The organism is Algibacter agarivorans (genome assembly GCF_039543245.1).
GTDB lineage: Bacteria > Bacteroidota > Bacteroidia > Flavobacteriales > Flavobacteriaceae > Algibacter_G > Algibacter_G agarivorans.
In genome coordinates this window covers 44,494-68,998 of sequence record NZ_BAABJJ010000012.1, presented here as the reverse complement: position 1 = coordinate 68,998, position 24,505 = coordinate 44,494, and the positions used below count along the sequence as shown (strand labels likewise).

At 33.0% G+C, this 24,505-nt stretch carries 22 protein-coding genes; 6 read left to right on the top strand and 16 right to left on the bottom strand.

The window, feature by feature from the left end; genetic code table 11:
- Positions 1–208 precede the first annotated feature (208 nt).
- From ABD935_RS05115 to ABD935_RS05100, 4 genes are all read right to left on the bottom strand, one after another.
- A complete protein-coding gene (locus ABD935_RS05115) occupies positions 209–3,703 on the bottom strand; it encodes an efflux RND transporter permease subunit (RefSeq protein ID WP_345190580.1) in 3,495 nt (1,164 codons plus the stop codon).
- A 100-nt stretch (positions 3,704–3,803) separates the two neighbouring features.
- On the bottom strand, positions 3,804–4,976 hold the full coding sequence (locus tag ABD935_RS05110) for an efflux RND transporter periplasmic adaptor subunit (RefSeq protein ID WP_345190578.1): 1,173 nt from the start codon (positions 4,974–4,976) through the stop codon (positions 3,804–3,806).
- An 11-nt stretch (positions 4,977–4,987) separates the two neighbouring features.
- Positions 4,988–6,331: a TolC family protein gene (locus tag ABD935_RS05105; RefSeq protein WP_345190577.1), complete on the bottom strand. Its 1,344-nt coding sequence runs from the start codon at positions 6,329–6,331 to the stop codon at positions 4,988–4,990.
- A 1-nt stretch (position 6,332) separates the two neighbouring features.
- Entirely contained in the window at positions 6,333–6,938 is a 606-nt protein-coding gene (locus tag ABD935_RS05100; RefSeq protein ID WP_345190576.1) for a TetR/AcrR family transcriptional regulator, read from the bottom strand.
- 125 nt (positions 6,939–7,063) lie between these two features.
- Between ABD935_RS05100 and ABD935_RS05095 the strand changes: the two genes are divergently transcribed.
- From ABD935_RS05095 to ric, 4 genes are all read left to right on the top strand, one after another.
- Positions 7,064–8,038, top strand: a complete 975-nt coding sequence (locus tag ABD935_RS05095) for a polyprenyl synthetase family protein (protein WP_345190575.1) — start codon at positions 7,064–7,066, stop codon at positions 8,036–8,038.
- Positions 8,038–8,385 carry a hypothetical protein gene (locus ABD935_RS05090; protein ID WP_345190574.1) on the top strand — a complete coding sequence of 116 codons (348 nt, stop codon included), beginning with the start codon at positions 8,038–8,040 and terminating at the stop codon, positions 8,383–8,385. The genes ABD935_RS05095 and ABD935_RS05090 overlap by 1 nt, the downstream gene beginning before the upstream one ends.
- A gap of 100 nt (positions 8,386–8,485) precedes the next feature.
- Complete coding sequence (locus ABD935_RS05085) at positions 8,486–8,920, top strand: RrF2 family transcriptional regulator (protein WP_345190572.1); 435 nt, start codon at positions 8,486–8,488, stop codon at positions 8,918–8,920.
- Between the two features lie 136 nt (positions 8,921–9,056).
- Entirely contained in the window at positions 9,057–9,788 is a 732-nt protein-coding gene (gene ric / locus ABD935_RS05080; protein ID WP_345190571.1) for an iron-sulfur cluster repair di-iron protein, read from the top strand.
- A gap of 128 nt (positions 9,789–9,916) precedes the next feature.
- Here ric and ABD935_RS05075 read toward each other — a convergent pair whose 3' ends face one another.
- From ABD935_RS05075 to ABD935_RS05025, 11 genes are all read right to left on the bottom strand, one after another.
- A complete protein-coding gene (locus ABD935_RS05075) occupies positions 9,917–11,914 on the bottom strand; it encodes a TonB-dependent receptor plug domain-containing protein (protein ID WP_345190570.1) in 1,998 nt (665 codons plus the stop codon).
- A 74-nt stretch (positions 11,915–11,988) separates the two neighbouring features.
- Entirely contained in the window at positions 11,989–12,837 is an 849-nt protein-coding gene (locus ABD935_RS05070) for a hypothetical protein (RefSeq protein WP_345190569.1), read from the bottom strand.
- Between the two features lie 106 nt (positions 12,838–12,943).
- A complete protein-coding gene (locus ABD935_RS05065; RefSeq protein ID WP_345190567.1) occupies positions 12,944–13,342 on the bottom strand; it encodes a hypothetical protein in 399 nt (132 codons plus the stop codon).
- A gap of 60 nt (positions 13,343–13,402) precedes the next feature.
- A complete protein-coding gene (locus tag ABD935_RS05060) occupies positions 13,403–14,185 on the bottom strand; it encodes an ABC transporter permease (protein WP_345190566.1) in 783 nt (260 codons plus the stop codon).
- Positions 14,178–14,885: an ABC transporter ATP-binding protein gene (locus ABD935_RS05055; RefSeq protein ID WP_345190565.1), complete on the bottom strand. Its 708-nt coding sequence runs from the start codon at positions 14,883–14,885 to the stop codon at positions 14,178–14,180. The genes ABD935_RS05060 and ABD935_RS05055 overlap by 8 nt, the downstream gene beginning before the upstream one ends.
- Entirely contained in the window at positions 14,879–16,114 is a 1,236-nt protein-coding gene (locus ABD935_RS05050; RefSeq protein WP_345190564.1) for a nitrous oxide reductase family maturation protein NosD, read from the bottom strand. Before ABD935_RS05050 ends, ABD935_RS05055 begins: the two co-directional genes overlap by 7 nt.
- 4 nt (positions 16,115–16,118) lie before the next feature.
- Positions 16,119–16,556 (bottom strand): nitrous oxide reductase accessory protein NosL, encoded by a 438-nt coding sequence (locus tag ABD935_RS05045; protein WP_345190563.1) that lies wholly within the window; start codon positions 16,554–16,556, stop codon positions 16,119–16,121.
- Between the two features lie 27 nt (positions 16,557–16,583).
- Positions 16,584–17,183 (bottom strand): hypothetical protein, encoded by a 600-nt coding sequence (locus tag ABD935_RS05040; RefSeq protein WP_345190562.1) that lies wholly within the window; start codon positions 17,181–17,183, stop codon positions 16,584–16,586.
- A 244-nt stretch (positions 17,184–17,427) separates the two neighbouring features.
- The gene (gene nosZ, locus ABD935_RS05035) at positions 17,428–19,398 is read right to left on the bottom strand and encodes a Sec-dependent nitrous-oxide reductase (RefSeq protein ID WP_345190561.1); all 1,971 of its coding nucleotides are present in this window, start codon (positions 19,396–19,398) and stop codon (positions 17,428–17,430) included.
- A gap of 28 nt (positions 19,399–19,426) precedes the next feature.
- The gene (locus ABD935_RS05030) at positions 19,427–19,999 is read right to left on the bottom strand and encodes a fasciclin domain-containing protein (RefSeq protein WP_345190560.1); all 573 of its coding nucleotides are present in this window, start codon (positions 19,997–19,999) and stop codon (positions 19,427–19,429) included.
- Between the two features lie 8 nt (positions 20,000–20,007).
- Positions 20,008–20,511 (bottom strand): c-type cytochrome, encoded by a 504-nt coding sequence (locus tag ABD935_RS05025; RefSeq protein ID WP_345190559.1) that lies wholly within the window; start codon positions 20,509–20,511, stop codon positions 20,008–20,010.
- A 116-nt stretch (positions 20,512–20,627) separates the two neighbouring features.
- On the opposite strand from ABD935_RS05025, the gene ABD935_RS05020 reads away from it, so the two are divergent.
- Complete coding sequence (locus tag ABD935_RS05020; protein WP_345190558.1) at positions 20,628–21,059, top strand: RrF2 family transcriptional regulator; 432 nt, start codon at positions 20,628–20,630, stop codon at positions 21,057–21,059.
- Position 21,060: 1 nt separating this feature from the next.
- Here the strand turns inward: ABD935_RS05020 and ABD935_RS05015 are convergent, their stop codons facing one another.
- Positions 21,061–21,591, bottom strand: coding sequence for an alpha-ketoglutarate decarboxylase (locus ABD935_RS05015; RefSeq protein WP_345190557.1), 531 nt, complete (start codon positions 21,589–21,591; stop codon positions 21,061–21,063).
- 156 nt (positions 21,592–21,747) lie between these two features.
- Between ABD935_RS05015 and ABD935_RS05010 the strand changes: the two genes are divergently transcribed.
- Complete coding sequence (locus tag ABD935_RS05010) at positions 21,748–24,501, top strand: 2-oxoglutarate dehydrogenase E1 component (RefSeq protein WP_345190556.1); 2,754 nt, start codon at positions 21,748–21,750, stop codon at positions 24,499–24,501.
- Positions 24,502–24,505: the final 4 nt, after the last annotated feature.

The following is a 24,505-nucleotide window of genomic DNA, read 5'->3' as shown; positions in this document are numbered from 1 at the left end:
GCTAGCTTCTCTGGATTTTTGTTGTGTATAAATCTAGGTGTTTTGTATCCGAAATTTTTAATACGGAAGCGGTTAAAGTGTTATTAGATTTGAAATATTATAAAATGAAAAACCCAAACTTTCATATTTAAAAATCTGGGTTTTCGCTATTAATCGAGTTAGTCAAACGCAATTAAAATTAATCTATTCGTTTATCCATATTAAAAATTTATTGAGCTACAACTGTTTGTTCTTGAGCTACACGGTTACTATAAATTTTCATTTTAAACTTCGTAATTAAATAAAATAAAATAGGAACAACAATTAATGTTAAGAAGGTTGCAATGAAAAGACCATAAATAACAGTCCAAGCTAAAGGGCCCCAAAAAATTACATTATCTCCTCCCATGTAAATGTGTGGATTGAATTCACTAAATAACGTGAAGAAGTTAATGTTTAAACCCGTTGCTAAAGGGATTAATCCTAAAATGGTTGTGATTGCAGTTAATAGAACAGGGCGTAAACGTGCTTTTCCTCCTTTTACAATGGCTTCTATAAGGTCGTTTTGGACTAAATATTGGTCATCTTCTAAATCGTGATTAACTTTTTGTCTGTCAATTAATAGCTGTGTGTAATCTAAAAGCACCACACCGTTGTTTACTACAATTCCGGCGAGCGATATTATACCCATCATGGTCATCATAATAACAAATGAACTACCTGTAGCAACAATGCCTCCAAATACCCCAATAAGACTCAAGAAAATAGCCAGCATTATAATACCAGGTTTAGAAACCGAATTAAATTGGAAAATTAAAATGAAGAATATTAAGCCCAAACCAGTAAAGAATGCGCCCATTAAGAATGCCATTTGCTTGTTTTGCTCTTCAATTTGACCCGTGTAATCAATTTTTACACCATCTGGTTTTTCAGTAAAACCTTGCATTTCGTTTTGAATCTTTGAAACAATGGCACCAGCATCTGTAAAGCCCGGAGTTAAAGCAGAATAGAGTGTAACAACACGCTTAACATCTTTATGTTTTATAGCACTGAAGCCAGAGTTATTAGTGTGTTTGGCAACTGTAGAAACAGGAATCTCCTTTATTTTTCCCGAAGCCATATCTCTAAAGGTTATTCTCTGATTAAATATAGCGCTGGTATTATATCTGTTTTCTTCATTAAAGCGTACATAAATATCATAATCTTCGCCATCTTCTTTGTAAATACCCGCTTTTGCACCAAAAATAGAATTACGTAATTGTTGTCCAACTTGACCAGATGTAATACCTAATTCTCCAGCCTTTTTTCTATCAACTAAAACTTGCATGGATGGTTTTGATTTATTGACGTCGATTTTTAATTCATCAATACCTTGAACATTTTTGGAGTTAATAAAATCGCGCATTTTTTCGGCAGTAGCAATCAATTCAGAATAATCTTCACCTTCTAATTCAACATTTATAGGATATCCAGCAGGAGGACCAGCTACATCTTTTTCAACAGAAATGGCAACTCCAGGGTAAATACCTTTTAAATCTTGTTGGACCTTTTTAAGAAGATCTTTACTATCGGCACCTTTTCGAAATTTATACTCTCTCATAGTAGCCGTAATTTTACCGCGATGAGGCATTTCGGCGGCAGAACCACCATCAGTTTGTGGGTTGCCAGCACCTTCGCCAACTTGCGAAACAGCACTTTCAGTCAAGAAATTGAAATCATCATCCATATAGGCAGAATCGTTGATTATTTTATAAACACGCTGCTCAATATCTTTGGTAATAGTATTGGTCTTTTTAATATCTGTACCTTCAGGATATTCTATGTAAACTATAATTTGATTAGGGGTGTTGTCTGGAAAGAATTCCACTTTTGTTCGCTGACTTCCAACAGAAGCGCCAAAGCCCATAAAAGCAATAATCAGTAATACAAAAGTTCCAATAGTGATTAATGCTGGTTTTTTTCCACTTAACGCGAAACGAAGTGATTTTTCGTAAGCGCGTTCCCATTTTGGTAAAATGTTATTTTGAAACCCATTAGCCCATCGTCGCAAAAATAAACGGTATAGCCATAGTAAACCAACAGTTACAATCATTAAGGATCCTAATCCTTTATATGCGCCACCGAAGATTAAAATTAACAAACCTATAGCCCCAAAAATAGCTGAGATTTTAGTGATTTGTTTTAATGGCATGTCTTTATCTTCTGTAGTCATAAATTGAGATACCATTACTGAGTTAAAGAAAATGGCAACAAATAATGATGACCCTAAAACAACAGATAAGGTAATTGGGAAATAAATCATAAACTGTCCCATAATCCCAGGCCATAATCCTAACGGAATAAAAGCAGCGACAGTAGTTGCGGTAGATATAATGATAGGAAATGCAATTTCACCAATACCTTTTTTTGCAGCTTCAATACGGCTCATGCCTTTGTCACTCATTAATCTATAGACATTTTCTACTACTACAATACCGTTATCTACTAACATGCCCAGCCCCATAATCAATCCAAATAGAATCATGGTGTTCATAGTATAACCTAGCAAGTTCAATATCATTAGGGACATAAACATCGACATAGGTATAGCAAACCCAACAAAAAGTGCGTTTTTAAATCCTAAGAAAAACATTAATACGGTAACAACCAGTATGATACCAAAGATGATGTTGTTTACTAAATCATCAACCTGACCAATGGTTTTTGAAGACTGATCGTTAGCAATGCTGACTTTTAAATCTGGTGGAAATTTATTTTCTATGGCAATTTTAACAATAGCCTGAATTTGTTCTGCGGCGGCTACCATGTTTTTTCCTGCTCGTTTTTTAACATCAAGCATGACTACAGGTTCGCCAAACTCTCTGGCATAAGTTGTTTTATCTTCGTCTTTAAACGTTACTTTGGCAACATTTTTAAGATAAATAGGGTTGTTGTTTTCAGACTTTACAACAAAATCCTCCAATTCTTTAGGGTTTTCTATTTCGCCTAAAATGCGTATGGTTCGTCGTTGTCCGCTAGATATTAAATTACCTGCAGACATGGTCATGTTTTCTCTACTTATGGTGTTAATAATGTCATCAAAACTAACCTGAGCAGCCATCATTTTATAAATGTCTACGGCAACTTCAACTTCTTTTTCTTGTGCACCACGAATATCTACTTGTTTAATTTCTTGAAGTCCTTCAATTTCATCTTCTAGATATTCTCCATATTCTTTAAGCTTGTCAACTGGATAGTCTCCAGAAATGTTAATATTAAGAATTGGAATTTCTTCAGACATACTTAAGTCAAACACATTAGGTTCTACCTTGGCACTATTAAATGTTGGCCAATCTTCACTAGAGGTTTCTGAATCTACTTCGTCTTTTACTTTTTGCATGGCAGCTTCAACAGAAATATTTTCATCAAATTCTACTACAACTATTGAATAATCTTCTTGTGAAGTTGAGGTGATTTCAACAACATTACTTACGGTTTTAAGCTTGTCTTCTATAGGGTCTGTAATGAGTTTTTCAATATCTTCTGCCGTATTTCCTGGGTAAATCGAACTTATGTAAATTTTGGTTTCTTTAATTTCTGGAAAGCTTTCACGAGGCATACTAAAGTAAGCACCTGCACCTAGAAATAGTATAAGTGCAATTAGTACATACATGGTCGTTTTGTTATTAATAGCCCATGATGCTAACGCAAACTCTTTATTTACTTTCTTTTTTTTATCAGTCATTTTATTTAACCTTTTTTCATTCCCTTGAAGAAGGGAATCTTCTATTCTATTAAACGGAATTATTATAAAGTGGATTCCTGCCTACGCAGGAATGACAAAACTAATTACTGATTATAATTTTTACTTCCTGATCGTTTTTTACGCTACGTGCACCTTCATCAATTATTTCCTCACCATTTTGAATACCAGAAAGTACTTCTATATAGTCACCTTGGGTTCTACCTGTTTCTATGATTTCACGTTTTACTTTAGCCCTATTTTCAACTTTATCAGTAATGGTGTACACATATTGTTGGCCTTGGGCGTTTTCTGAAATGATACTCTGTGGAATTAAAATTGCTTTTTCGTTTGTGTAATCGTTAATATTAAGTTTTGCGGTAAGATTAGGTTTGATAGCTGACATGGCCTTATTTGGGATGGCAACTTCAATTTTAAAAGTTCGATTCGCAGGATTTATAAAGTTTCCTGCTTGACGTACTTTAGCCTCTAATTTTTTTCCTAGAACTGGAAAATCTACTTTAACTTCTTTTCCTTTTGTAATATCAGACACATAGCGCTCTGGAACATCTGTTTCTATGTACATGTCATTAAGATTTACGATTCTAAATAATTGCGATTGGCCCGGCGCAACAACATTGCCTTGATCGGTTATAACATCATCGATGGTGCCAGAAAAAGGCGCTCGAACAACGGTTTTTCCAACTTGTTGTTGTAATTGTTTTGTAGCCTGAAGTTGAGATTCGTAAGTTGCTTTAGCTTGTAAAAATTGAATTTCGCTACCAATTTTTTGGTCCCATAAACGCTCTTGACGTTCAAAAGTGGTTTTTGCTAAATCTGATTGAATTTTTAGTTGAGCTAATTGCTGACTTAAACCGCCATCATCAATTTTTGCTAATATTTGCCCTTTGTTTACTTGTTGGCCTTCCTTAACATAAACCTGTTTTAAAACACCACCATATTCTGCAATTATAACTACATTTTGTTTTGTGCTTACATTGCCTTGAAGTTCAACAAAATGATTAAAAACAGCTTCTTTAGCGGTAAACGTTGTAATTAATGGAATTTTTTCTTGAGGATCTAAAACTTTGATTTTTGATTCAAGTTGCTTTAATTGTGTAGAAATTTCTTGAACCGAAATATCTAATTCTGTTTTCTTTTTTCTAATGAGTTCTAAATCATTAGTAGCCATAATATCTTCAACAGATTTTTTCTTATCATTTCCACAAGAAGATAAAAGAATGCTTACTAATATGAGTGAATATATATATTTCATTTTGATTGGTTTTAGTAGTTAATTGAGTTAGAGATGGTTTCTAAGGCAGCTTTGTTATTAATAACATCGAGCATAGATTGTAGAAATTCTTGTTGCGCACTGTATAGTTGAATTTGTGCTTGTCTTAATTCGAAGCTTGAGGTAATACCTTCAAAAAATTTTGTTTGGTTTTTCTTTTCGATACGCTCAGCGAGGTTTAGATTTTCTTTTTTATTATTATAGTCTTCAATAGCAAATTGGTAATCACTTTTAGCAGAAGCTATTTGAAGTTTTAAGCGCTGTTCTGTTTCTGTTAAATCGTCTTTAGATTTTTCTAAATCTATCTTTGCACGCTGTGTTCTAGCACTTTTTAATCCAGAACTAAAAATGGGAACTTTTATACTGGCACCAAAAATCCCAAAACCATAATATTTTTGGTCGCTTTTTAAAAAGTCAAAATCATTACTAAATGATGCATATCCACCAGTTAAAAATGTATTTATTGTTGGTAAAGCTCTACTTTGTTCAAGTTTTACCAAAAGCTCTTTTGATGTTTTATCATTCTCAGCTATAAGATAATCAATAGTGTTATCAATTTCGAATGGTTGACTTACTAAGCTTAAATCGATATTTTTGGCAGTAAGTGTTTCTAAATTATCCTTAAGAAAAGTGTTATTATTTATATCTAAACCTAAATTCATATTAAGCATCTGGTATGCAAGCTTCTTTAAGCGTATGGTTTTACTTAGACTGCTGGCTATGCCGGAAAGTGTTATTTGTAACTGCTCTACGCTTTCTTCTTCCTCTAGTCCGTTTTCGTAAATCTTGGTCGTTTCATCAAGGTTTTTTTGAAGTGTCGCTTTGTTTTTCTCTAAGACATTAACGCTTTCCTCGGCTAATAAAACATTACCATACGCATTAATTACTGCTTTCCTAACCTCTAAATCGGTTTTTGTTTTGGCATTCTTAGAAATTTCTAGAAATACTTTGGCAGATTGTAAACCAACTAGGTAAGAGCCATCAAAGATTAATTGCGATAAAGTTGCTGAGGCGTTTACACTCTGGTCTAATCCAAATTCAACGGCATTAACTTCGTCTGCGGGGCCACCAAAAGCACTAGCAGGAATGACTTGCACCTGCTGTTTTATAGAGTTCTTATAGTCAATGCTACCATCAATTTGTGGAAGCCCAGTTGCTATAGTTTCCCATTTTTGCTTTTTTGCTGCTTCTATATCGCGTCCAGCATTTTTTGAAGTTCTATTATGTTCTAGAGCATAATCTATAGCTTCTTGTAGTGTGAAACTTTGACTGTTTTCTTGTGAGAACATAGATATAGAGCAAAGTAAACTAAAAGCTAAAATTAGTTTGTTCTTCATTTTATGATTGATTTGAATTGATGTAATTATTTAATATTTCTAAGCCTTTTGGTGTGCAAATTCCTCGTAAGTGATACTCGATATAATTATTCATGAGCATTGGCATTGAGAATTTATCTTCAGGAAACAGGTCTTTGTCTTTTATTACAAGCATAGCGTTAAAATAGATTCTTGAAATAAAATCTACATGAATATCTTTTCTATATAGACCGAGATGAACACCTCTATTTAAATTATCTGTAACACAATCTTGCATAACACAAAATTGTTTTTCCTTTAAGGTTTTAAAAATTCTTGGATAATATTTTTGTAATTGATATTGAGGTGAAGATTTCTCATTCTTAAGATGCTTCATTACAAACTGTTTGATGCTGTAAATTTCTTCTATAGGATTTTTTTTAAGGTCAATTATGCAATTAATACCATTTGAAATAAATTCAAACAAGTGCATGGTTGTAGCCTCAATTAACTTTGTCTTATTATCGTAGTGCTGATATATGGTTTTTTTAGACATGCCAAGGTGGTTGGCAATATCATCCATAGTAACGCTTTTAAACCCGTAGGTTAAAAACAAATCTGTAGCACCATGTAAAATTTTTTCTTTCATAATCGCCTGCAAATATACCTTAGGAAACTTTAGAAACAAAAAAAGTTTCCTAAGTTTTAATATTTTTTTAACATATAGTTTAGATGTAGACCTCTAAATATTATGAATTGCATTATTTTTGTTTGATGCTTTCAATAGAAAAATACCAAGAAGAGTTTATAACATATTTAGAGGCGTATGCTACGTTCAAAGAACCAAAAGGTCTTTATGAACCCATAGATTATATATTAGGTTTAGGAGGAAAACGGTTACGCCCGGTTTTAACATTAATGACTTCAGATATTTTTAACGGCGACTATAAAAAAGCATTGAATGCTGCTTTAAGTATTGAGGTGTTTCACAACTTTTCTTTAGTGCATGATGATATTATGGATGATGCACCATTACGTCGTGGAGAAAAAACAGTGCATGAAAAATGGGACATAAACACTGGAATTCTCTCTGGTGATGCCATGTTAATTATGGCTTATCAGTTGTTCGAGAATTATGAAGCTGAAACGTTTCAATCTTTGGCAAAATTGTTTAGTAAAACAGCTTTAGAGGTTTGCGAAGGGCAGCAATATGATGTGGATTTTGAAACGAGAAGCGATGTTACTATTCCAGAGTATTTAAAAATGATTGAGTATAAAACGGCTGTTTTAGTTGGTGCTGCCATGAAAATGGGTGCTATTGTGGCCCATGCTTTAGAAGATGATCAAAATAATATCTATGAGTTTGGTAGAAATTTAGGAATTGCATTCCAGTTACAAGATGATTATTTAGATGCCTTTGGCGACCCAAAAACATTTGGAAAACAAGTAGGGGGTGATATTATTGAGAATAAGAAAACCTATTTGTATTTAAAAGCCTTGGAGTTTTCAAATGAAGCGGATAAGGTAGAATTGAGTCAATTATTTGCTTCAGACCCCGAGGATGTTAATACTAAAATTGAAATAGCTAAGCAATTTTTTATGTCGTCTGGTTCTGCAGAAGCTACAAAAGAAGCTATTGAAGATTATACTCTTAAAGCGTTTACAGTTTTGCAAGCTTTAAATATTTCAGCAGATAAAAAACAATTACTAAAAACATTTGGTAACAATTTAATGAATAGAACGGTTTAATGCAGTTACCTACTACTTTTAATGGATTGATTGAAGAAGCCAATCAATTGGATTTATATAAAAAATTAATTCTTCAACTTAATAAAGATTTTCTTTTAGCTAATATAGATTTAGACTTTCATGAAGACGTCTTACCGTCAAGTTTAAAGCTTATACTTCATGAAACGGTGTATAAACTAATTCAAGAAAAGTTTACAGACTATTTGAATCTACTTTATATTATAGACGTTTCGGAAAAACAAGTTAAAGCTCTAGATGGTGATGACGTCTTAAAGCTTTCGGAAGACGTTGCCTTTTTAATATTAAAACGAGAATGGCAAAAAGTGTGGTATAAAAATCAATACTAATACCAAATAGATTTAAAAATTCATCTGTTACAATTTAATTAAGATAAATTTGTCCTAATTAAAACTTCTTTATATCTTTGTATCAAATTAATTTAACTCAATGTTTTCAAAAGCTTGTGAATATGGTATTAAAGCGGTAATTTTTATTGCAACCAAATCCTATGAGGGTGTGCGTGTAAGCCCAAAAGAAATTGCAAAAGAAATTGATTCGCCTCAAGCATTCACTGCAAAAATTTTGCAAGACTTGGTAAAGCATGACGTTATAAATTCTGTAAAAGGAGCTTATGGTGGTTTTGAAATTGATAAAAATAACATGGCTAATATTAAGTTAGCTCAAATAGTTAATGCTATAGATGGCGACCGTATTTATAATGGATGTGGTCTGGGATTAGAAAAATGTGACGAAAATCATCCATGTCCAGTTCACGATAAATTTAAAGGGGTTAGAGATGAGTTGAAGTTTATGCTAGAAAACACAAGTTTAGAAGAATTGGCAATGAATATAAAATCAGGGGCATCGTTTTTAAAGATTTAATAATTAAAATAAATGAAAAGATCCCAATATAAAATTGGGATGAGTTCAACTTACAATTTTCAATCTGAAAATTGAGTTTCACTCAAAAAAATTTGAATACAAATAGGATAAAATTATCCGAAATAAACAATTAATCATGGTAACATTAAAAAAAGATTCAGAAAAACAAATAGGGCAATTTGTAGCCGAGGATTATAGAACAGCAGCAGTTTTTTCAAAATATAAAATAGATTTTTGCTGCAACGGCAATAGGACTATTAATGAAGCTTGCGAAAAAAAAGGAATAGATAACAACGTTTTATTAGATGAACTTCATAGCGTTTTAAATGCTAAAGGAGAACAGTCCATAGATTATAAATCATGGCCCGTAGATTTATTGGTAGATTATATTGAGAAAAAGCATCACCGTTACGTAGAAGCGAAAATTCCTGTATTGCTACAGTTTTTAGATAAATTATGTCGCGTTCATGGAGAGCGTCATCCAGAATTATTTGAAATTAATAAACTTTTTACCGCTTCAGCAGGGGAGTTAGCAGCACATATGAAAAAAGAAGAACTTATTCTTTTTCCTTTCGTTAAAAAAATGGTGAATGCTACATTGAATACAGGAGATATAGAAGCACCTCATTTTGGAACGGTTGGAAACCCAATTGCAATGATGATGCAAGAGCACGATAATGAAGGCGAACGCTTTAGACAAATTGCAGAACTTACTGATAATTATAGTCCACCAGCCGATGCTTGTAATACTTACCAAGTAACATTTGCTATGTTAGAAGAATTTGAACAAGATTTGCATTTACACATTCATTTAGAAAACAATATTTTATTCCCTAAGGCTATAAAACTAGAGCAACAATTTGGTTAGTATTTGTCTCTGATTTCATTAAATTTAAATCCCAGAAGGGCAAGCTCTTTCTGGGATTTTGAATTTTAACACCTAGTAAGTGTCATCATTATGTCAAAAAGATTTATAGTTATATGCTTAATTAATTTTTAGGGCAAAACAATTGATAAATTCATATAAAAATTACCCCCTTGCCTAGGTATATTATTCCAATCTGCGTAAGTAGAATAGTGGGCATCCATTATGTTTTCAGCACCATATTTTAAAACCCATTTACTATTGTTGGTATAGAAAACATGTCCTAAATTAAGATTTAAAATACCATACATGGGTGTTTCGTCTTCGCCATAAAAATTACTGTAATTAGTTTGGTTTCCGTTGCCTTCTAATTGAATAGCGGCATTAAATTTTGTGGTGTTATAACTGATTTCGGCTAAATAGGATATAGGTTTTATTAATGGTAAGTTCTCATTATTACTACCTTTTCCGTAGTTATAACCTAAAGTTCCATTAACAGCAAATGTTTTTGAAAATTTGTAAGATGAATTCAAGTACACATCAAAAATAGTAGCGTTTGAAAGGGCTTTGTAAATTCTAACACCATTGGCGCCAATAGTCATAGGGCTGAGTGATGCGTCAATATCTCCAATAATATAATCCATAATATAAAAATAAGAAGCTTCAATTCCTATGTGGAATTTGGTACTGTAAAAATTTGCTTTTGCATTCACTTCAATTGCTTTTTCATTATTTAATGTTGGATTTCCTATATAGTCATAATTATCAAAACTGTTGAATAGGAAAAAACCGTAACCTTCGCTAACTGAAGGAGCTCTTTCACCATAACCCAAACCAAAACTTACATCGTAAGTTTTCTTTTTAAAAGTGTAATCTGAAGCTATGCTCGTTAAAAACCTACTTTTGGTATCATCAATTTCTGGATAAAAAATTTGAAGACTTTCTAGCCCCACTTGTTTTGCGATTTTATTGTTATGATAACCAAATCTAACCGAAGTTGAAAGCGTTTCATTTTCATTTAAGGGAACATCATCTTTAGCAAAAATTCCGGTGTAAAGTGTTCTGATATCTGGCCAAGTGTACATAAACATAGCAGGTTGATTTGGATCGTTTGGATACATGGTCATTTCTGCTAACGAACGGTTGTAATACCCATTAAAATTTAAAGCTAACTTATGTTTATTAATGGTTGTTGTGGCTTTGTTATAAAATCCATAAGTATCGCTCCACCCAGGCATATCCATACGAATGGGTACTTCTGGACGTTTAGAATCGTCCATAATATGCGTAATAGTATTGAAGTATAACTTAGTTTCTAGGGTTTTTATAAATGTTGAATCGTTACTGTAATTATGAGTAACAGAAGTAATTAAAGCTTCGGCAAGCGAAACATCCATTGGTAATGCAGGATAACCAACATCTGTGGCTTTATCGTAAATAACGTTGGCATCCATGGTATGATTTTCATTTAGTTTAAATCCCGTTTGTAATGATATGTTGTATTTCTGAAACTGAGAATACAAGATTTCTTGACTGTTCCCAGCCTCATAATTATCAGATTTTCTAAAAATACCATCGGCATTAATATAAAATGCATGACTTGAATATTCCATGTCTAAACCTCCGGTTTTATAATTGCCATTGGTTTCATAGCCCAAATCTATACTTGTTTTTAGACCAGATTCAAAATATTTGCTTACTGGTAGTTTTAAATCGATGCCACCACCTAAGCAATGTCCATTTTCTGTACCTGTTTGCCCAGAACCAACACTTACCTTTTCTAAATTAGACACATCTACATACGATGTAATAGGATCCATTTTATCTGTACAAGCACCAAATATTTGCATGCCATCAATAGTGACGTTTAATCGGTCGCTATTCATGTTGTTTATGGTTGGTTCCCAAGCGTAATTACCACGTTTTATCATAGTAACCTTATTGGCTTTTTCTAAATAATCGTCTATACTAGACAATGTTTTTTCTTGCCGATAGTTGCTTAGTTTACGTTGTCCTAAAACAATAACTTTGTCTAATTTAGTCGTGTCCTTTTTATTGATAACAGCTTCTTGCCCAACTATAAACCCGCTAAAAAGTAAGCTTATGTTATATATGATGAATTTTTTCATCTGTCTGTTTTTGTGTTTTTAAATGATGCTGTCTAAAAATCGTCTTTTTAGACAGCTTCGTTTTAAGAAGTTAATTAGAATTCAAGTTCTAAATACAACGAGCTTTTTTCGTTAGTTTCTGTAACATCTTCACCTTTTAAAATGGCGTCCTGGTCGTTAATTAATTTCAAATTAAGTACCCAATAACCTGTCATGGTTAACGATAAATCACCATAATACATGTAATCTTCATCATTATAACTTAAATCTGTATTGTTTGGCGAACTGTGATTGCCCATTCCTGGCATTCTAGGGTCTAGTGTAATAGTGTAATTTTCAACAACAGGAAAAGTCATCATACTTTCCATTTTAAAAAGTCCAACTTTTAGATTGTTTATGGCTATTTTTGGGTTGTTAGGCTCAATCATGGCAATAATATATCTGTTATTATCGCTTCCCATAAAACTAGTTGTATTTTGTTTTTCGGACTGTAAAACTACGATATCATCAGTAGCTGTATAATCTGTTCCGTCAATGGCGTAGTTTACAGTTAAGGACCAACCCGAACCATCTGTATTTGTCATTTGATAAATGATAAAGCCTTCATAAACCGTTTCTTTACCTATGGTTTTTGCAATTTCAGATTTAGGACACGAATGCTGCATGGTCGGCATTTGCATCATCGGCATCCAAGATAATGTTGCATTTTTTATATAATTACTTGTTGCGTTATCTTTAATTCTGATACTTACGTTGTTATAACCCGTTTTAAAATCTCCAGCCGTATTAAATATCTCTATGGTGTGCGTGGCATTACTGATTTCTTGAATTTTTAACAGACCTTCAATTTCATTTATTATTGGAGTGTCGTTATTGTCGTCAGTGGAACATGATACTGCGAAAACTGCAATACATAGGTTTAGTAATACATGTCTAAATTTCATTTTTAGTTTGTTTTTAATGTTTAAAATAAGTGTGAAACCTCCCATTCACTTAACTCAATAAGCAAGGGATGGAAGTAAAATCTAAGTGATTTTATAAATAGAAAAACTAACTAAAATTTGGTGGAGGTGTATCTATCTCCAGATACATGTTGTTGGTTTTTGGAGTTTTAAAAATGGTGTTTAGTTTCAATATGTGTAAAGAAACAAACGTACTTTCAACGTTACTTATAGTAGATAAACAAAACGCATCTAAAACCATACGCTTGCTTTCTTGTAAAGGATTATCAGAATTATTTGCATCTGAATTATTTTCAGAGAGCTCTTTACGTAATTGGCATTTACCATTACAACCTTTTTGTTCTTCTTTTTGAATACACAAGGTCTTGGCAATAAAGTCTTGATTAACAATAAAATCTCCTATAATAACCAGCGTATTTATATTATGTGCAAATAATATAAATACTAAAATAAAAGCTGTTATTTTATGAGTTATTGCTTTTAGCATTTCGCAAATTTATAGGAAATTTATAAAAGAAAGCATGATTATTGTCACTAATATTTTAGATTAAAAGTCTTTCTTTTTTGATTTGAATTTAATTCTTAAAACAGGTAATATTACCCAAACAGTTAGCATTATAAAGGATACTGTTAATCCGAAACTGGTTCCGAAGAATTGCTTAAAAACGGCTCCCGTATACCCTAATAATGCCGAAATATCTAGTTTTAAAAGAATAAGTGTTCTTGATAAATCTATTGGGTTTAACATGGTGCCAACTAACGATAGTTTATCTAACGGATAGTCTTCAAACATAATTAACGTCATTAAAAACAATCCATCGTAAATAATAGCTAAAAACAGCCAAAGTAAAATAGCATAACCAAAACCTTTAATTTTATTTTCGTTAGATAAAGCGATATTAAAAGCCAATGCCGTGAATATTAGTGTTAAAAATGTTCCTGTGATTAGCAGTAGTGAAAAATCCCAAATGGCACTACTTTCAAATAAGCCATAAAACACAAACGGAATACCTAGACCTAAAATTAAACTCATTGAAAGCGATAAAGCAACACCTAAATATTGTCCTAAAAATATAGACGAACGTTTTAAAGGTTGCGCTAATAACAATTCTGTAAATTCTTTGGAATTATAATAGTACATCACGCCAAAAATGGTTCCTATTAGTGGTACAAGAATTATGATAACATTCATTAAAGTTATGACTGCTTTTGAAAGGTCGTTGTTTAAAAATAAGAGTACAATACCGAGCAATAAGTAGAACGCAAAATAAACGTAACTCCAACGGCTGCGCATTAAATCGTAAAAACTGTATTTTAATATCTTAAGCATGATTTTCTGTAAGTATTGATGCTATTGCATGTTCAAAATCTGGTTGATTGGTCTTGGTTTTTAAATCTTGAATGGTGCCTTTAAAGTATATTTTACCTTCTAATAAAAACACGATTTCGTCTGATACCTCTTCAACAAAGCTCATAATGTGCGAGGTTATTAAAATGGTTTTCCCTTTGGCCTTTTCTTTTTGAATTAAATCTTTTAATCTGATAAGAGAAATAGGGTCTAATCCTGTTGTGGGCTCATCGAGAATTATTAAAGGACTATCAAACATAAAGGTTAAAACAATGTTCACTTTTTGTTTTGTGCCTCCTGAAAGGTTTCCTAGTTTTTTATCTAAAAATGGTTCTAATTTAAAAAGTTTGATTAGTTGTTTGTCTTCACTGGTGTTTTGGCGTAAATCCTTAATCATTTTGATTAATTCTTTAACTTTTAAATTACTAGGAAAGTTGGCTATTTGCGGTAAATAATCAATTTTATGTCGGTAGTCAGAATTTTTTTTAATGTTTTCTCCAAGTACAGAAATATCGCCTTTATTGGGAATAACCATACCCAGAATAGATTTTATTAATGTGGTTTTTCCTGAGCCATTTGGCCCAAGAACTGCGAAAATGCCACCTTCATTTATGGTTAAGTCTAAGCCACTTAGTACTTGGTTTTTGCCAAATTTTTTATGAAGGTTGTTAATGCTTACCATGTTATTTGTTTTGTTAGCGGGTTATTGTCTAATAAATTATCGGGTGTAAATACTGGAGATACTTTTTCAGAGAAATCGATAATATCTATAAACATACTACGCAATAAAATAATAGTTTCTGGAGTGCGATTTACAATATAGGAAAATAGTTTTACCGGTCTGTATGGTACATCTCCAACACCATTTTTATCAAGGTCATAACCTGTGTAATTACTCCAATAATTTCTGTCAAAAATATTGTCATTCACTTTACTGTTATATGCAATATCAAAGGAATTATACAAGAAATTGTTTTCTAAAAAGCTATTGGTGTAACATGCTCCACGAACCTTAATTGCCCAACCATTATTTGTGAAATTATTGTTTTTATAAATAATGCGGTTAGAGCCTTCTATATTAATTCCTATCGTGTTTTCGTCAAAAGTGTTACCCGTAATTTCAGCATCATTTATTTCTTTTAAAAGCATGCCGTAGGAAGCAGTGCCCCAATTTTTTCTGAAAATATTATTGAGCATTTTTATTTTTTTTGAGAACATAACGGCAACTCCAGCACCGTTGTTTTCAAAGGTGTTATCTTGATAAATATCATTGTTAGAAAACATGAAATGTAAACCATAACGTAAGTTTTCTGCACTTACATTGTTTTTAATTAAACAATCATCTGAAAACTCTAGATAAATGCCATCACGAACATGTTCAACATAATTATGTTCTATTTCAATATGATTACTATGCCAAAGTTGAATGCCATTGCCAGAGTTATATTCTTCAACAGCATCGCCAATAATTTTATTGTGATATATTTTTCCATGATTCGATTTTTCAATATAAATACCAAAAAATAGTTTTTCTAAAACTAGATTTTGAATTACAAAATTTTTGCTTTTTTTAACCCTAATGGCAGCATAGTCTTCCGTGTAACTTGTGCCAACGTTAATAATAAACAAGCCATCAACCGTTACATTATCTGAAATTACAGTAATGATTTCTCCCTTTAATTCACCATCAATAACGGGGTAGTTTTTGCCAATTATGGTTAAAGGTTTATCAACTAAAATTTTATGCTCTTTATAAGTGCCCTTTTTTACAATTATGGTGTCAAAATCCTTTGCTTGGGAAATTGCCTCTTTTAATGTAGAAACGGCACAGGTATTGCAAACCTCAATAGTTTGAGCAATAGTTGTGTTGGCCAATAAAATGGCTGATAAAAAAACGATTAAATTTTTCATGCTACTAGTCTTTAAGATGCGCTAGTAATTCTTCCCAAGTATATAATTTACCTCCTTTTTCTGCTTGGGTTTTTTCAGCATCAACTTTATTTTTAAAAGCTGATAAAAAAGCACCCATTGGGCTGGGGATGTTTTCACTTATTAAAAAAGTGGCTTTTGTAGCGTCAATTAAAGCTTCAGGTTCTGTGTAATTGTTGGATAAGAATAAGGCTATTTCTGAAGTGTCAAATTCTTTTAAGAAGTTAACCATACATTCTGTTGCATCAAACTTATAGACTTTTCCTTTTTTGGTTACAATTTCTGCAGCATGAATCTTATCTACAATGGTCATTTTGCAAAAATGACAACCATCGCTCCCATATTCTATGGGTTTGGGTGAGACATTACAACTGATAAGCATCAGTGTTAATGCTATGGTTGAATAGTGTTTTAGTGTTTTCATTGTTTTAGTGTTTTGTCTGTCCTTTTTCTACATAGCCAAAGATTTTTTATGTTTTTTCTTTCCTACTAAATAAGCAATAAATGAACCAAGTATACCAATTCCCAAAAAGAATGCACCAAGTCTTGGATATGAGTGTGCTTTAAAATTTAGTATGTCTTTGCTCCCAAATAAAGGGGGCTGAAATCCCATGACTGTGCCGTCTGGATTTGTAAATTTCATGATGGCTTTTGGGTCTAAATCATGCCCATAGTCGTGTTCCCAAATGTAAAAGTCGTATAAACCGGCACTACTTAGAACAATCATTAAAATAAACCAAAACAAAAACCATTTGTAGTTACCTTTCCATGCAATAATTAAGCCTATAAATGTTGTTATAAGTATACCTATTGGAAAAATTTTGAATTCTGGAATAGCATCGGGAATATACTTCATACCGACGTAATGATTCATTAAGTTGATGTTTTTAATGTCGTGAGGGTGTACATCTGAAAAATCATTGATATGAATATTCATAGCAAGTGGCGTAGGGTATTGTGGTGCTTCTAATGTGATTCTCCAAAGTGGAAATAAAAATAATCCCAATGGCAATAAAGCAGCAATAAGCATGATGATATTAGACCTTTTCATCTGTATACTTCCCGTTATAACGGGAATCTAGTTTTTAGTTATACTATTCTTTTTTAAGGCATTCCCCTTGTTTTTCATTCAAGAGTATTAAACATTCAAAATATTAATTAAAGAAATGTTTTTTTTTTTTTTGATTCCTGCCTTCGCAGGAAATTTAGTGCTTTAAAAGAAAGGCGAGAGCGAAATAATTAACTCTCGCCTTATTAGGAAAATAAACACTAAAACAAAATCCTCCTAAGTTTTGTTATTCTATATCTTCTCCAAGAGACCATTTTAATGGTGTATTAGCATTTGCAGCAGATACACGAACATAGCCTTGCATTTCTTGGTGTAATGCAGAACAGAAATCGGTACAGTAGAATGGCCAAACACCTTCTTGTTTTGGTTCCCATAGAAAAGTTTCCGTTTGCCCTGGCATAATAAGTAATTCAGAAGTATTAGCTCCAATCATACTTACGCCATGTGGTACATCGTAATCTTGTTCTAAGTTGGTAACGTGGAAATACACCTTATCTCCAACTTTAATACCTTCAATATTATCTGGTGCAAAGTGGCTGCGAATCATGGTCATATATATATGAACTGTTTTTCCGTCTCTAACAACTTTGGTGCCCATTTCATTTTTAGCTGCAAATGGATGTTTGTTATCTTCTAAATTGAAAATCTTTTTAGAACGTGGTTTTATTAAATCGGCAGGACAACCAGCAGCATAGTGAGGCTCACCAATAGTTGGGAAATCCAATAATAATTCCATTTTATCGCCAGATATATCATATAGCTGTGCAGATTGTGTTACCTCGGGACCTGTTGGTAAATAACGATCTTTTGTAATTTTATTCATGGCCACAACATACTTGCCAAATGGTTTTGCTGAGTTTCCTCCAGGAATCATTAAATGACCAACAGAGTAATAACAAGGTTGTCTATCAACAACCTCCCAAGTACCTAATTTCCATTTTACAACTTCTGATGAAATAAAGAAGGTTGTGTATGCATTGCCTTTGCCATCAAACTCAGTATGTAATGGTCCTAAACCGGGTTGCTCAACAGAACCAGCTAAAACATCTTCGAAGTTTAAGATTGGAATACCATAAGCATCACCTGCGAATTTTTTGTTCTCAATAGCATCAAGCATTTTAGTAAATGAGTGTACTGTTAAGTTAGCTGATAATTTTCCGTTACCAACAATGTATTCCCCAGTAGGGTCAACATCGCACCCGTGAGGTGATTTTGGTGTTGGTAAGAAATATACAGCTCCAGGAACATCTAAAGGATTCACAGTAAGTACTTCTTTTTTCATTGTTGAAGTTGCTGAATGTGTAGATTCATCATACACATTGTGCGCATAGTTAGCAGGCACCATTGTACCACCACCATTATTTACATATTCTTCAATTTTTTTCCAGTTTACAGCTGCAATAAAATCTTTATCGTTTTGAGATGCATTAACCTCTAAAAGGGTGCTTGCTTCTTCAGAATTATATGTCGTAAAGAAGAACCAGCCATGAGATTTACCACGTCCAGGATGCGATAGGTCATAATCAAAACCAGGCATGATTAATTGGAATTTGATATCCATGTGCCCGTGTTCTGGGTCTACAGATATAAAAGACAAAGACCCTTTAAAGTTTCCTTTATAGTCTTTTATAGGCATGTCTTTTTGAGGAATTGGAACAGAAAAACGCGTGCCAGCAACAACATATTCGGTATTTTCAGTTACAAATGACGAACTGTGATTCCCTGCGCTATTTGGTATTTCAATAATCTCAGTCGTTTCAAAAGTAGATAAATCTATTTTTGCAATACGTGGTGTGTTATTTCCATTTATAAATATCCAGCGACCATCTAGTTCTCCAGCAGTTTGTGAAATGTCAGGATGGTGAGAATCGTCCCAAGGAATAAAACCATGAGAAGTATTCAGCATAGGTTTTGTTTCTTCGTTATAGCCATATGCTTTCTCAGCATCTTGTGAGAATACAGGAATTACTTTAAATAAACGCCCAGATGGTAATCCGTAAACAGATAACTGACCACTGAAACCTCCAGATATGAACGCGTAAAATTCATCATGTTCACCAGGAGCAACATAAACTTTTTCGGCTACATTACTTGCCAGAGCTCCAGACTTATTGCCTGACTTGCCTGAATTATTACAACTTGTAAATGCTACTAGAACACTTAATATTGCAACAGTTGATTTTAATATTTTTTTCATTGTCTTATATGTTTTAGTTAGTGCTTAATTATTCGGTTGGCGGAAGTAATACTTTGTCGATTACGTGAACAATACCATTCCCAGCTTTTACACTTGCTAAGATTTTTGCACCTCCAATCATTGGTTCGCCATCAACCACTTCAACCTTCACATAGGCATTATTTGCCTGTCCTAATTTTTTGAACTTCTTTAGGAAGTCTTTAGAATAGTTTCCAGGTGTAACATGGTATTTTAAAATATTAGCCAAAGCATTTTTGTTTTCTGGTTTCAACAGATTTTCTACAGTACCTTCAGGTAATGCTGCAAAAGCTTCGTTTGTTGGAGCAAACACCATTAATGGTCCAGCATTTACTAAGGCGTTTTCTAATGAGGCGGCTTGAACAGCAGCAACTAAAGTAGTATGGTCCTTAGACTCAATTGCAATGCTTAATACAGTAGGTTTGCTTACGTCATCAGTAATAAAGGCTTGACCTGTTTTTTCTTTAGTGGTTTCAGCTTGAGAGGCTGTAGAGGTCGTTGAGGCGTCTTTGTTTTCATTTTTACACGAGTAAACTAAAGTTACAAATGCAAAAACAAAAAATAGTTGTTTTAAGTTTTTCATAAATTACATTATTTTAGTGTTCTGAAATATTCTAACACAGCTCTGGCATCTTCTTCAGATAAATTTTGATTCGCCATAGGAGAGCCATTAAACTCTATTAGCAATGCTTTTGCTAATGGATCTTTTTGTGTCATTTCATCTGGATTTAAAATCATGTTCATGACCCATTCAGGAGATCTACGTTCTAAAATTCCTGTTGGAGCAGGTCCAATGAATTTTTTTTCTACCCTATGGCAGGCCGTACACATTTTTTTAAATACATCTGCACCATGTGTTGCCATAGTTTGGTCGATTTCAGGATTTAGTGATATCGAAGTAATTGGGCCAATACCTTTGTTTTTTAAGTCTACTGTTTTAGAGGCAGGGATTTTTTCTAGAGTAGTACTTGTTTTGGTTTTAGTTGATTCTTTTTTATCATAAGAAAAACCTTCTTTCTTTTTTTCTTCTTTACCACCACAACTAATTAGTAGTGTTATTAATAAGGTCATTAAAATTTTTAGTGTTATCTTCATGTTAGTATATTTTAATAACAAAATTATAATCTTGACTAGCAATATTATATGATAAAAATCATATTTGAGATATAAATATCTTTTTTGTATTTCATTGAAATTGTTTAATTTCGATTATGATTTCAAATTCATCAAAATATGCAATCAAAGCCGTTTTGTTTTTGGCTTTGCATTCCAATGAAGACCATAAAATTATGGTAAAAGATATTGCGAAACCTATAAATGTTCCGCAGGCATACATTGCAAAATTACTTCAGGAATTGGTTAAGGAAAATATAATTTCTTCTACGCGAGGACCCAAAGGCGGTTTTTATTTAAATAAGGAGAATGTAAGTCAGCCTGTTATAAATATTTTAAACAATATTGATGGCGAAAAGAGACTCACTAGTTGCATGTTGAGTTTAGAAAAATGTAATGAGGATAAACCTTGTCCGTTGCACGCTATATTAAGTCCTTCAAGAAAGGAGATTTTAAAAATTTTAAACGAGAAGACGATTAAAGAGTTGGCCTTAGATGTTGAACAAGGGAATTCTTATTTGCCTTTATAAGTTAGAAATAAAACCTAACAAATGGCAGCCAAGGGTCAAAGTAAATGCTTTTATTTTTATCATATAAAACATCATACCTAATGCCAAAAGTTACATTGCCATTTCTGTAACCAACGCCAAGAAATAAGGCAGGCGACCAATACGTGTCATCAGGAATATTTAGGGTAACATTATATCTTCTATTAACATGAAGTTCTTCAAGTTCTGCCGAAAGTTGTAATTCTCTAAAAACGTTGTACAGACCAATTAAGCTTCCACCTAGAATAGTTGATTTGTAAACATTTTTCTGGTTGTTAAAAGTGGCATTTATACTTACGCCAAAGGCAAAATTTTCATCAAATTCATAAATAGCACTAGGCGCTATGGTGCCACTAAAAAAACCATCTCCTAAGCTTAAACCTAAGTTTCCGCCATAACGCACACGATTCCAGAAATCACTTCTGGCTTCTTGAGCGATGGTGTTTTGAAAACAAAAAAAGGTGATAAATAAAATGAGGGCAGTTTTTTTATTATTTAAGAGAAATAAATTCATGAGAATGAGAAATGACTAAAAATTTAACACGTATTTAAGCATATTCGTTAAACGTATAATATATGCCATAAATATAGTCAAAGAAACATCTAATTTTGGTAAAAGTTGTATTTTTGAAAAATATTTTGACTCAATCGTTTTAGTATAGAAATAATAATGGATAAATTTTCCTTTTTAAACACCGCACATACAGCATATTTCGCTGATTTATACGATCAATATCTACAGAACCCAGATGCAGTAGAACCAAGTTGGAGAGCCTTTTTTCAAGGATATGACTTTGGTAGTGAAAATTACGGTTTGGATGGTGAAATCGTTGAAGGTGTTTCAGTACAAATCCCAGAGCATGTTCATAAGGAATTTAATGTTGTAAGACTTATTGATGGTTATAGAATGCGGGGGCATTTGTTTACAAAAACAAACCCTGTTAGAGAGCGAAGAATATATTCACCAACTTTAGATATTAGTAACTTTAATTTAACAGAAAGTGATTTAGATACTGTTTTTAATGCTGGAGAAATATTAGGGATTGGTGCTAAACCTTTACGTCAAATTATTACGCATTTAGAGAATATTTATTGCAGCTCTATTGGTGTTGAGTATATGTATATGCGTAATCCTGACGTGATTAAATGGTGGCAGGATCAGTTAAATGAAAATGATAACCAACCTAATTATTCAGTTGAAACTAAAAAATATATTCTTTCAAAATTAAACCAAGCGGTAACGTTCGAAAACTTTTTACAAACCAAGTATGTAGGTCAAAAGCGTTTTTCGTTAGAAGGTGGCGAGTCCTTAATTCCTGCAATAAGCAATATGCTTTTTTATGCCGTTGAAAAACACGGCGTTAAAGAATGTGTGTTAGGAATGGCGCATAGAGGACGTTTAAGTACACTTGTAAATATTTTTAGAAAACCGGTAAATGAACTTTTTAGCGAATTTGATGGTAAAGATTTTGAAGATGAAAGTATTGATGGTGATGTAAAATATCATTTAGGATTAACCCTAGATAAAACCTATCAAAACGGAAAAAACATCAAAATGAATTTGGTACCAAATCCATCTCATTTAGAAACTGTTGCTCCTGTAGCCGAGGGTATTGCTCGAGCAAAAATTGATACAGATTATGATGGGGATGATTCTAAAATTCTACCAATAATTGTGCATGGAGATGCTGCTATTGCAGGACAAGGAATTGCTTATGAAGTAGCACAAATGAGCCAATTGAATGGCTATAAAACAGGAGGAACTATTCATATAGTTGTTAATAACCAAATAGGCTTTACAACTAATTATTTAGATGCTCGTTCAAGTACGTATTGTACAGATGTGGCAAAAGTAACCTTGTCTCCAGTTTTGCATGTAAATGCTGATGATGCCGAAGCGGTCGTTCACGCTGTAGAAATGGCTTTACAGTATAGAATGCGATACAAAAAAGATGTTTATATAGATTTGTTGGGTTATAGAAAATACGGGCATAACGAAGGTGATGAACCCCGTTTTACACAACCAAAATTATATAAGGAAATAGCTAAACATGCTAATCCATTTAAAATATACTCAGATAAGTTAATTGCTGAAAATACTATAGATAAGGCATATTTAGATAAAATCGTTGCAGATTTTAAAGCCACTTTAGAGCGCGAATATGATAAGTCTAAGCAAGCAAAATCCTCTAAAGTTAGAGAATTTATGCAAGAGCGTTGGACCGCTTTTGAGCGTGGAAGTATTGAAGCCATGCTTGAAGACTCTGATACGACATATCCTAAAGAAAAACTAGAACATATTTCTAAAGTGGTTTCGACAGTGCCAGAAGGCGTTAAATTTTTGCGTAAAGCTGTAAGGATTTTAGATGGACGGGCAAAAATGGTTTTTGAAACCGATACTCTAGATTGGGGAATGGCTGAAACTTTAGCTTATGGTAGTTTGCTTGAGGAAGGGTTTAATGTGCGTATTTCTGGGCAGGATGTAGAGCGTGGTACATTTAGTCATAGGCATGCTATTTTACGTGATGAAATATCTGAAGAACGAATTAATCTTTTAAACATCAATCCAGAAAATAAAGGTAAAATGGATATTTATAATTCCTTTTTATCAGAATATGGTGTTCTTGGATTCGACTATGGATATGCTATGGCGAATCCTAATACCTTAACTATTTGGGAAGCTCAATTTGGTGACTTTAGTAATGGTGCTCAAATTATATTCGATCAGTATTTATCGGCAGCAGAAGATAAATGGAAATCTCAAAACGGTATTGTTGTGCTATTACCACATGGCTATGAGGGGCAAGGTTCTGAGCATTCATCGGCTAGGATTGAACGCTACTTGCAATTGTGCGGGAATGATAATATGATTGTTGCGGACTGTACAACGCCAGCAAGTATTTATCACTTATTACGTCGTCAAATGAAACGTAATTACAGAAAACCTTTAATCATATTTACACCAAAAAGTTTATTGCGTCATCCAAAAGCGGTATCCTCAATAAATGAATTAGCTACGGGGAAATTCCAGGAAGTTATAGATGATTCAATACCTCCTAAAAATGTAAAGAAATTAGTATTTTGTACAGGTAAATTCTACTATGATTTATTAGCCGAAAGAGAAGTGCTTGAAAGAGAAGATGTTGCTTTGATAAGAATTGAGCAGTTATTTCCGCTTCACTTAGAAAAAATTCAAAAGGTTATTGATAAGTATCCAAATGTTGAAAACTATACATGGGCACAAGAAGAGCCAAAAAATATGGGAGCTTGGAGTTATATGTTACAACGTATGGATTTGGTTAAATTAGAAGTTGCATCTCGACCATACAATTCGGTGCCTGCACCAGGGTCGAGCACAAGAGATAAAAGAAGACAACGCCGTGTGATTGACGAAGTTTTTGGGAATTTAGAGAAAAAAGAATAAAATT

Excerpts from the sequence above, each read along its gene's own strand:
- ABD935_RS05090 (WP_345190574.1), top strand. The coding sequence starts at position 8,038 with ATGCAGTTACCTACTACTTTTAATGGATTGATTGAAGAAGCCAATCAA.
- ABD935_RS05070 (WP_345190569.1), bottom strand. The coding sequence starts at position 12,837 with ATGAAATTTAGACATGTATTACTAAACCTATGTATTGCAGTTTTCGCA.
- ABD935_RS05060 (WP_345190566.1), bottom strand. The coding sequence starts at position 14,185 with ATGCTTAAGATATTAAAATACAGTTTTTACGATTTAATGCGCAGCCGT.
- ABD935_RS05055 (WP_345190565.1), bottom strand. The coding sequence starts at position 14,885 with ATGGTAAGCATTAACAACCTTCATAAAAAATTTGGCAAAAACCAAGTA.
- ABD935_RS05045 (WP_345190563.1), bottom strand. The coding sequence starts at position 16,556 with ATGAAAACACTAAAACACTATTCAACCATAGCATTAACACTGATGCTT.
- ABD935_RS05115 (WP_345190580.1), bottom strand. The coding sequence starts at position 3,703 with ATGACTGATAAAAAAAAGAAAGTAAATAAAGAGTTTGCGTTAGCATCA.
- ABD935_RS05010 (WP_345190556.1), top strand. The coding sequence starts at position 21,748 with ATGGATAAATTTTCCTTTTTAAACACCGCACATACAGCATATTTCGCT.
- ABD935_RS05105 (WP_345190577.1), bottom strand. The coding sequence starts at position 6,331 with ATGAAGAACAAACTAATTTTAGCTTTTAGTTTACTTTGCTCTATATCT.
- ABD935_RS05040 (WP_345190562.1), bottom strand. The coding sequence starts at position 17,183 with ATGAAAAGGTCTAATATCATCATGCTTATTGCTGCTTTATTGCCATTG.
- ABD935_RS05100 (WP_345190576.1), bottom strand. The coding sequence starts at position 6,938 with ATGAAAGAAAAAATTTTACATGGTGCTACAGATTTGTTTTTAACCTAC.
- ABD935_RS05050 (WP_345190564.1), bottom strand. The coding sequence starts at position 16,114 with ATGAAAAATTTAATCGTTTTTTTATCAGCCATTTTATTGGCCAACACA.
- ABD935_RS05015 (WP_345190557.1), bottom strand. The coding sequence starts at position 21,591 with ATGAATTTATTTCTCTTAAATAATAAAAAAACTGCCCTCATTTTATTT.
- ABD935_RS05110 (WP_345190578.1), bottom strand. The coding sequence starts at position 4,976 with ATGAAATATATATATTCACTCATATTAGTAAGCATTCTTTTATCTTCT.
- ABD935_RS05065 (WP_345190567.1), bottom strand. The coding sequence starts at position 13,342 with ATGCTAAAAGCAATAACTCATAAAATAACAGCTTTTATTTTAGTATTT.
- ABD935_RS05085 (WP_345190572.1), top strand. The coding sequence starts at position 8,486 with ATGTTTTCAAAAGCTTGTGAATATGGTATTAAAGCGGTAATTTTTATT.
- ABD935_RS05030 (WP_345190560.1), bottom strand. The coding sequence starts at position 19,999 with ATGAAAAACTTAAAACAACTATTTTTTGTTTTTGCATTTGTAACTTTA.
- ABD935_RS05020 (WP_345190558.1), top strand. The coding sequence starts at position 20,628 with ATGATTTCAAATTCATCAAAATATGCAATCAAAGCCGTTTTGTTTTTG.
- ABD935_RS05025 (WP_345190559.1), bottom strand. The coding sequence starts at position 20,511 with ATGAAGATAACACTAAAAATTTTAATGACCTTATTAATAACACTACTA.
- ABD935_RS05075 (WP_345190570.1), bottom strand. The coding sequence starts at position 11,914 with ATGAAAAAATTCATCATATATAACATAAGCTTACTTTTTAGCGGGTTT.
- nosZ (WP_345190561.1), bottom strand. The coding sequence starts at position 19,398 with ATGAAAAAAATATTAAAATCAACTGTTGCAATATTAAGTGTTCTAGTA.
- ABD935_RS05095 (WP_345190575.1), top strand. The coding sequence starts at position 7,064 with ATGCTTTCAATAGAAAAATACCAAGAAGAGTTTATAACATATTTAGAG.
- ric (WP_345190571.1), top strand. The coding sequence starts at position 9,057 with ATGGTAACATTAAAAAAAGATTCAGAAAAACAAATAGGGCAATTTGTA.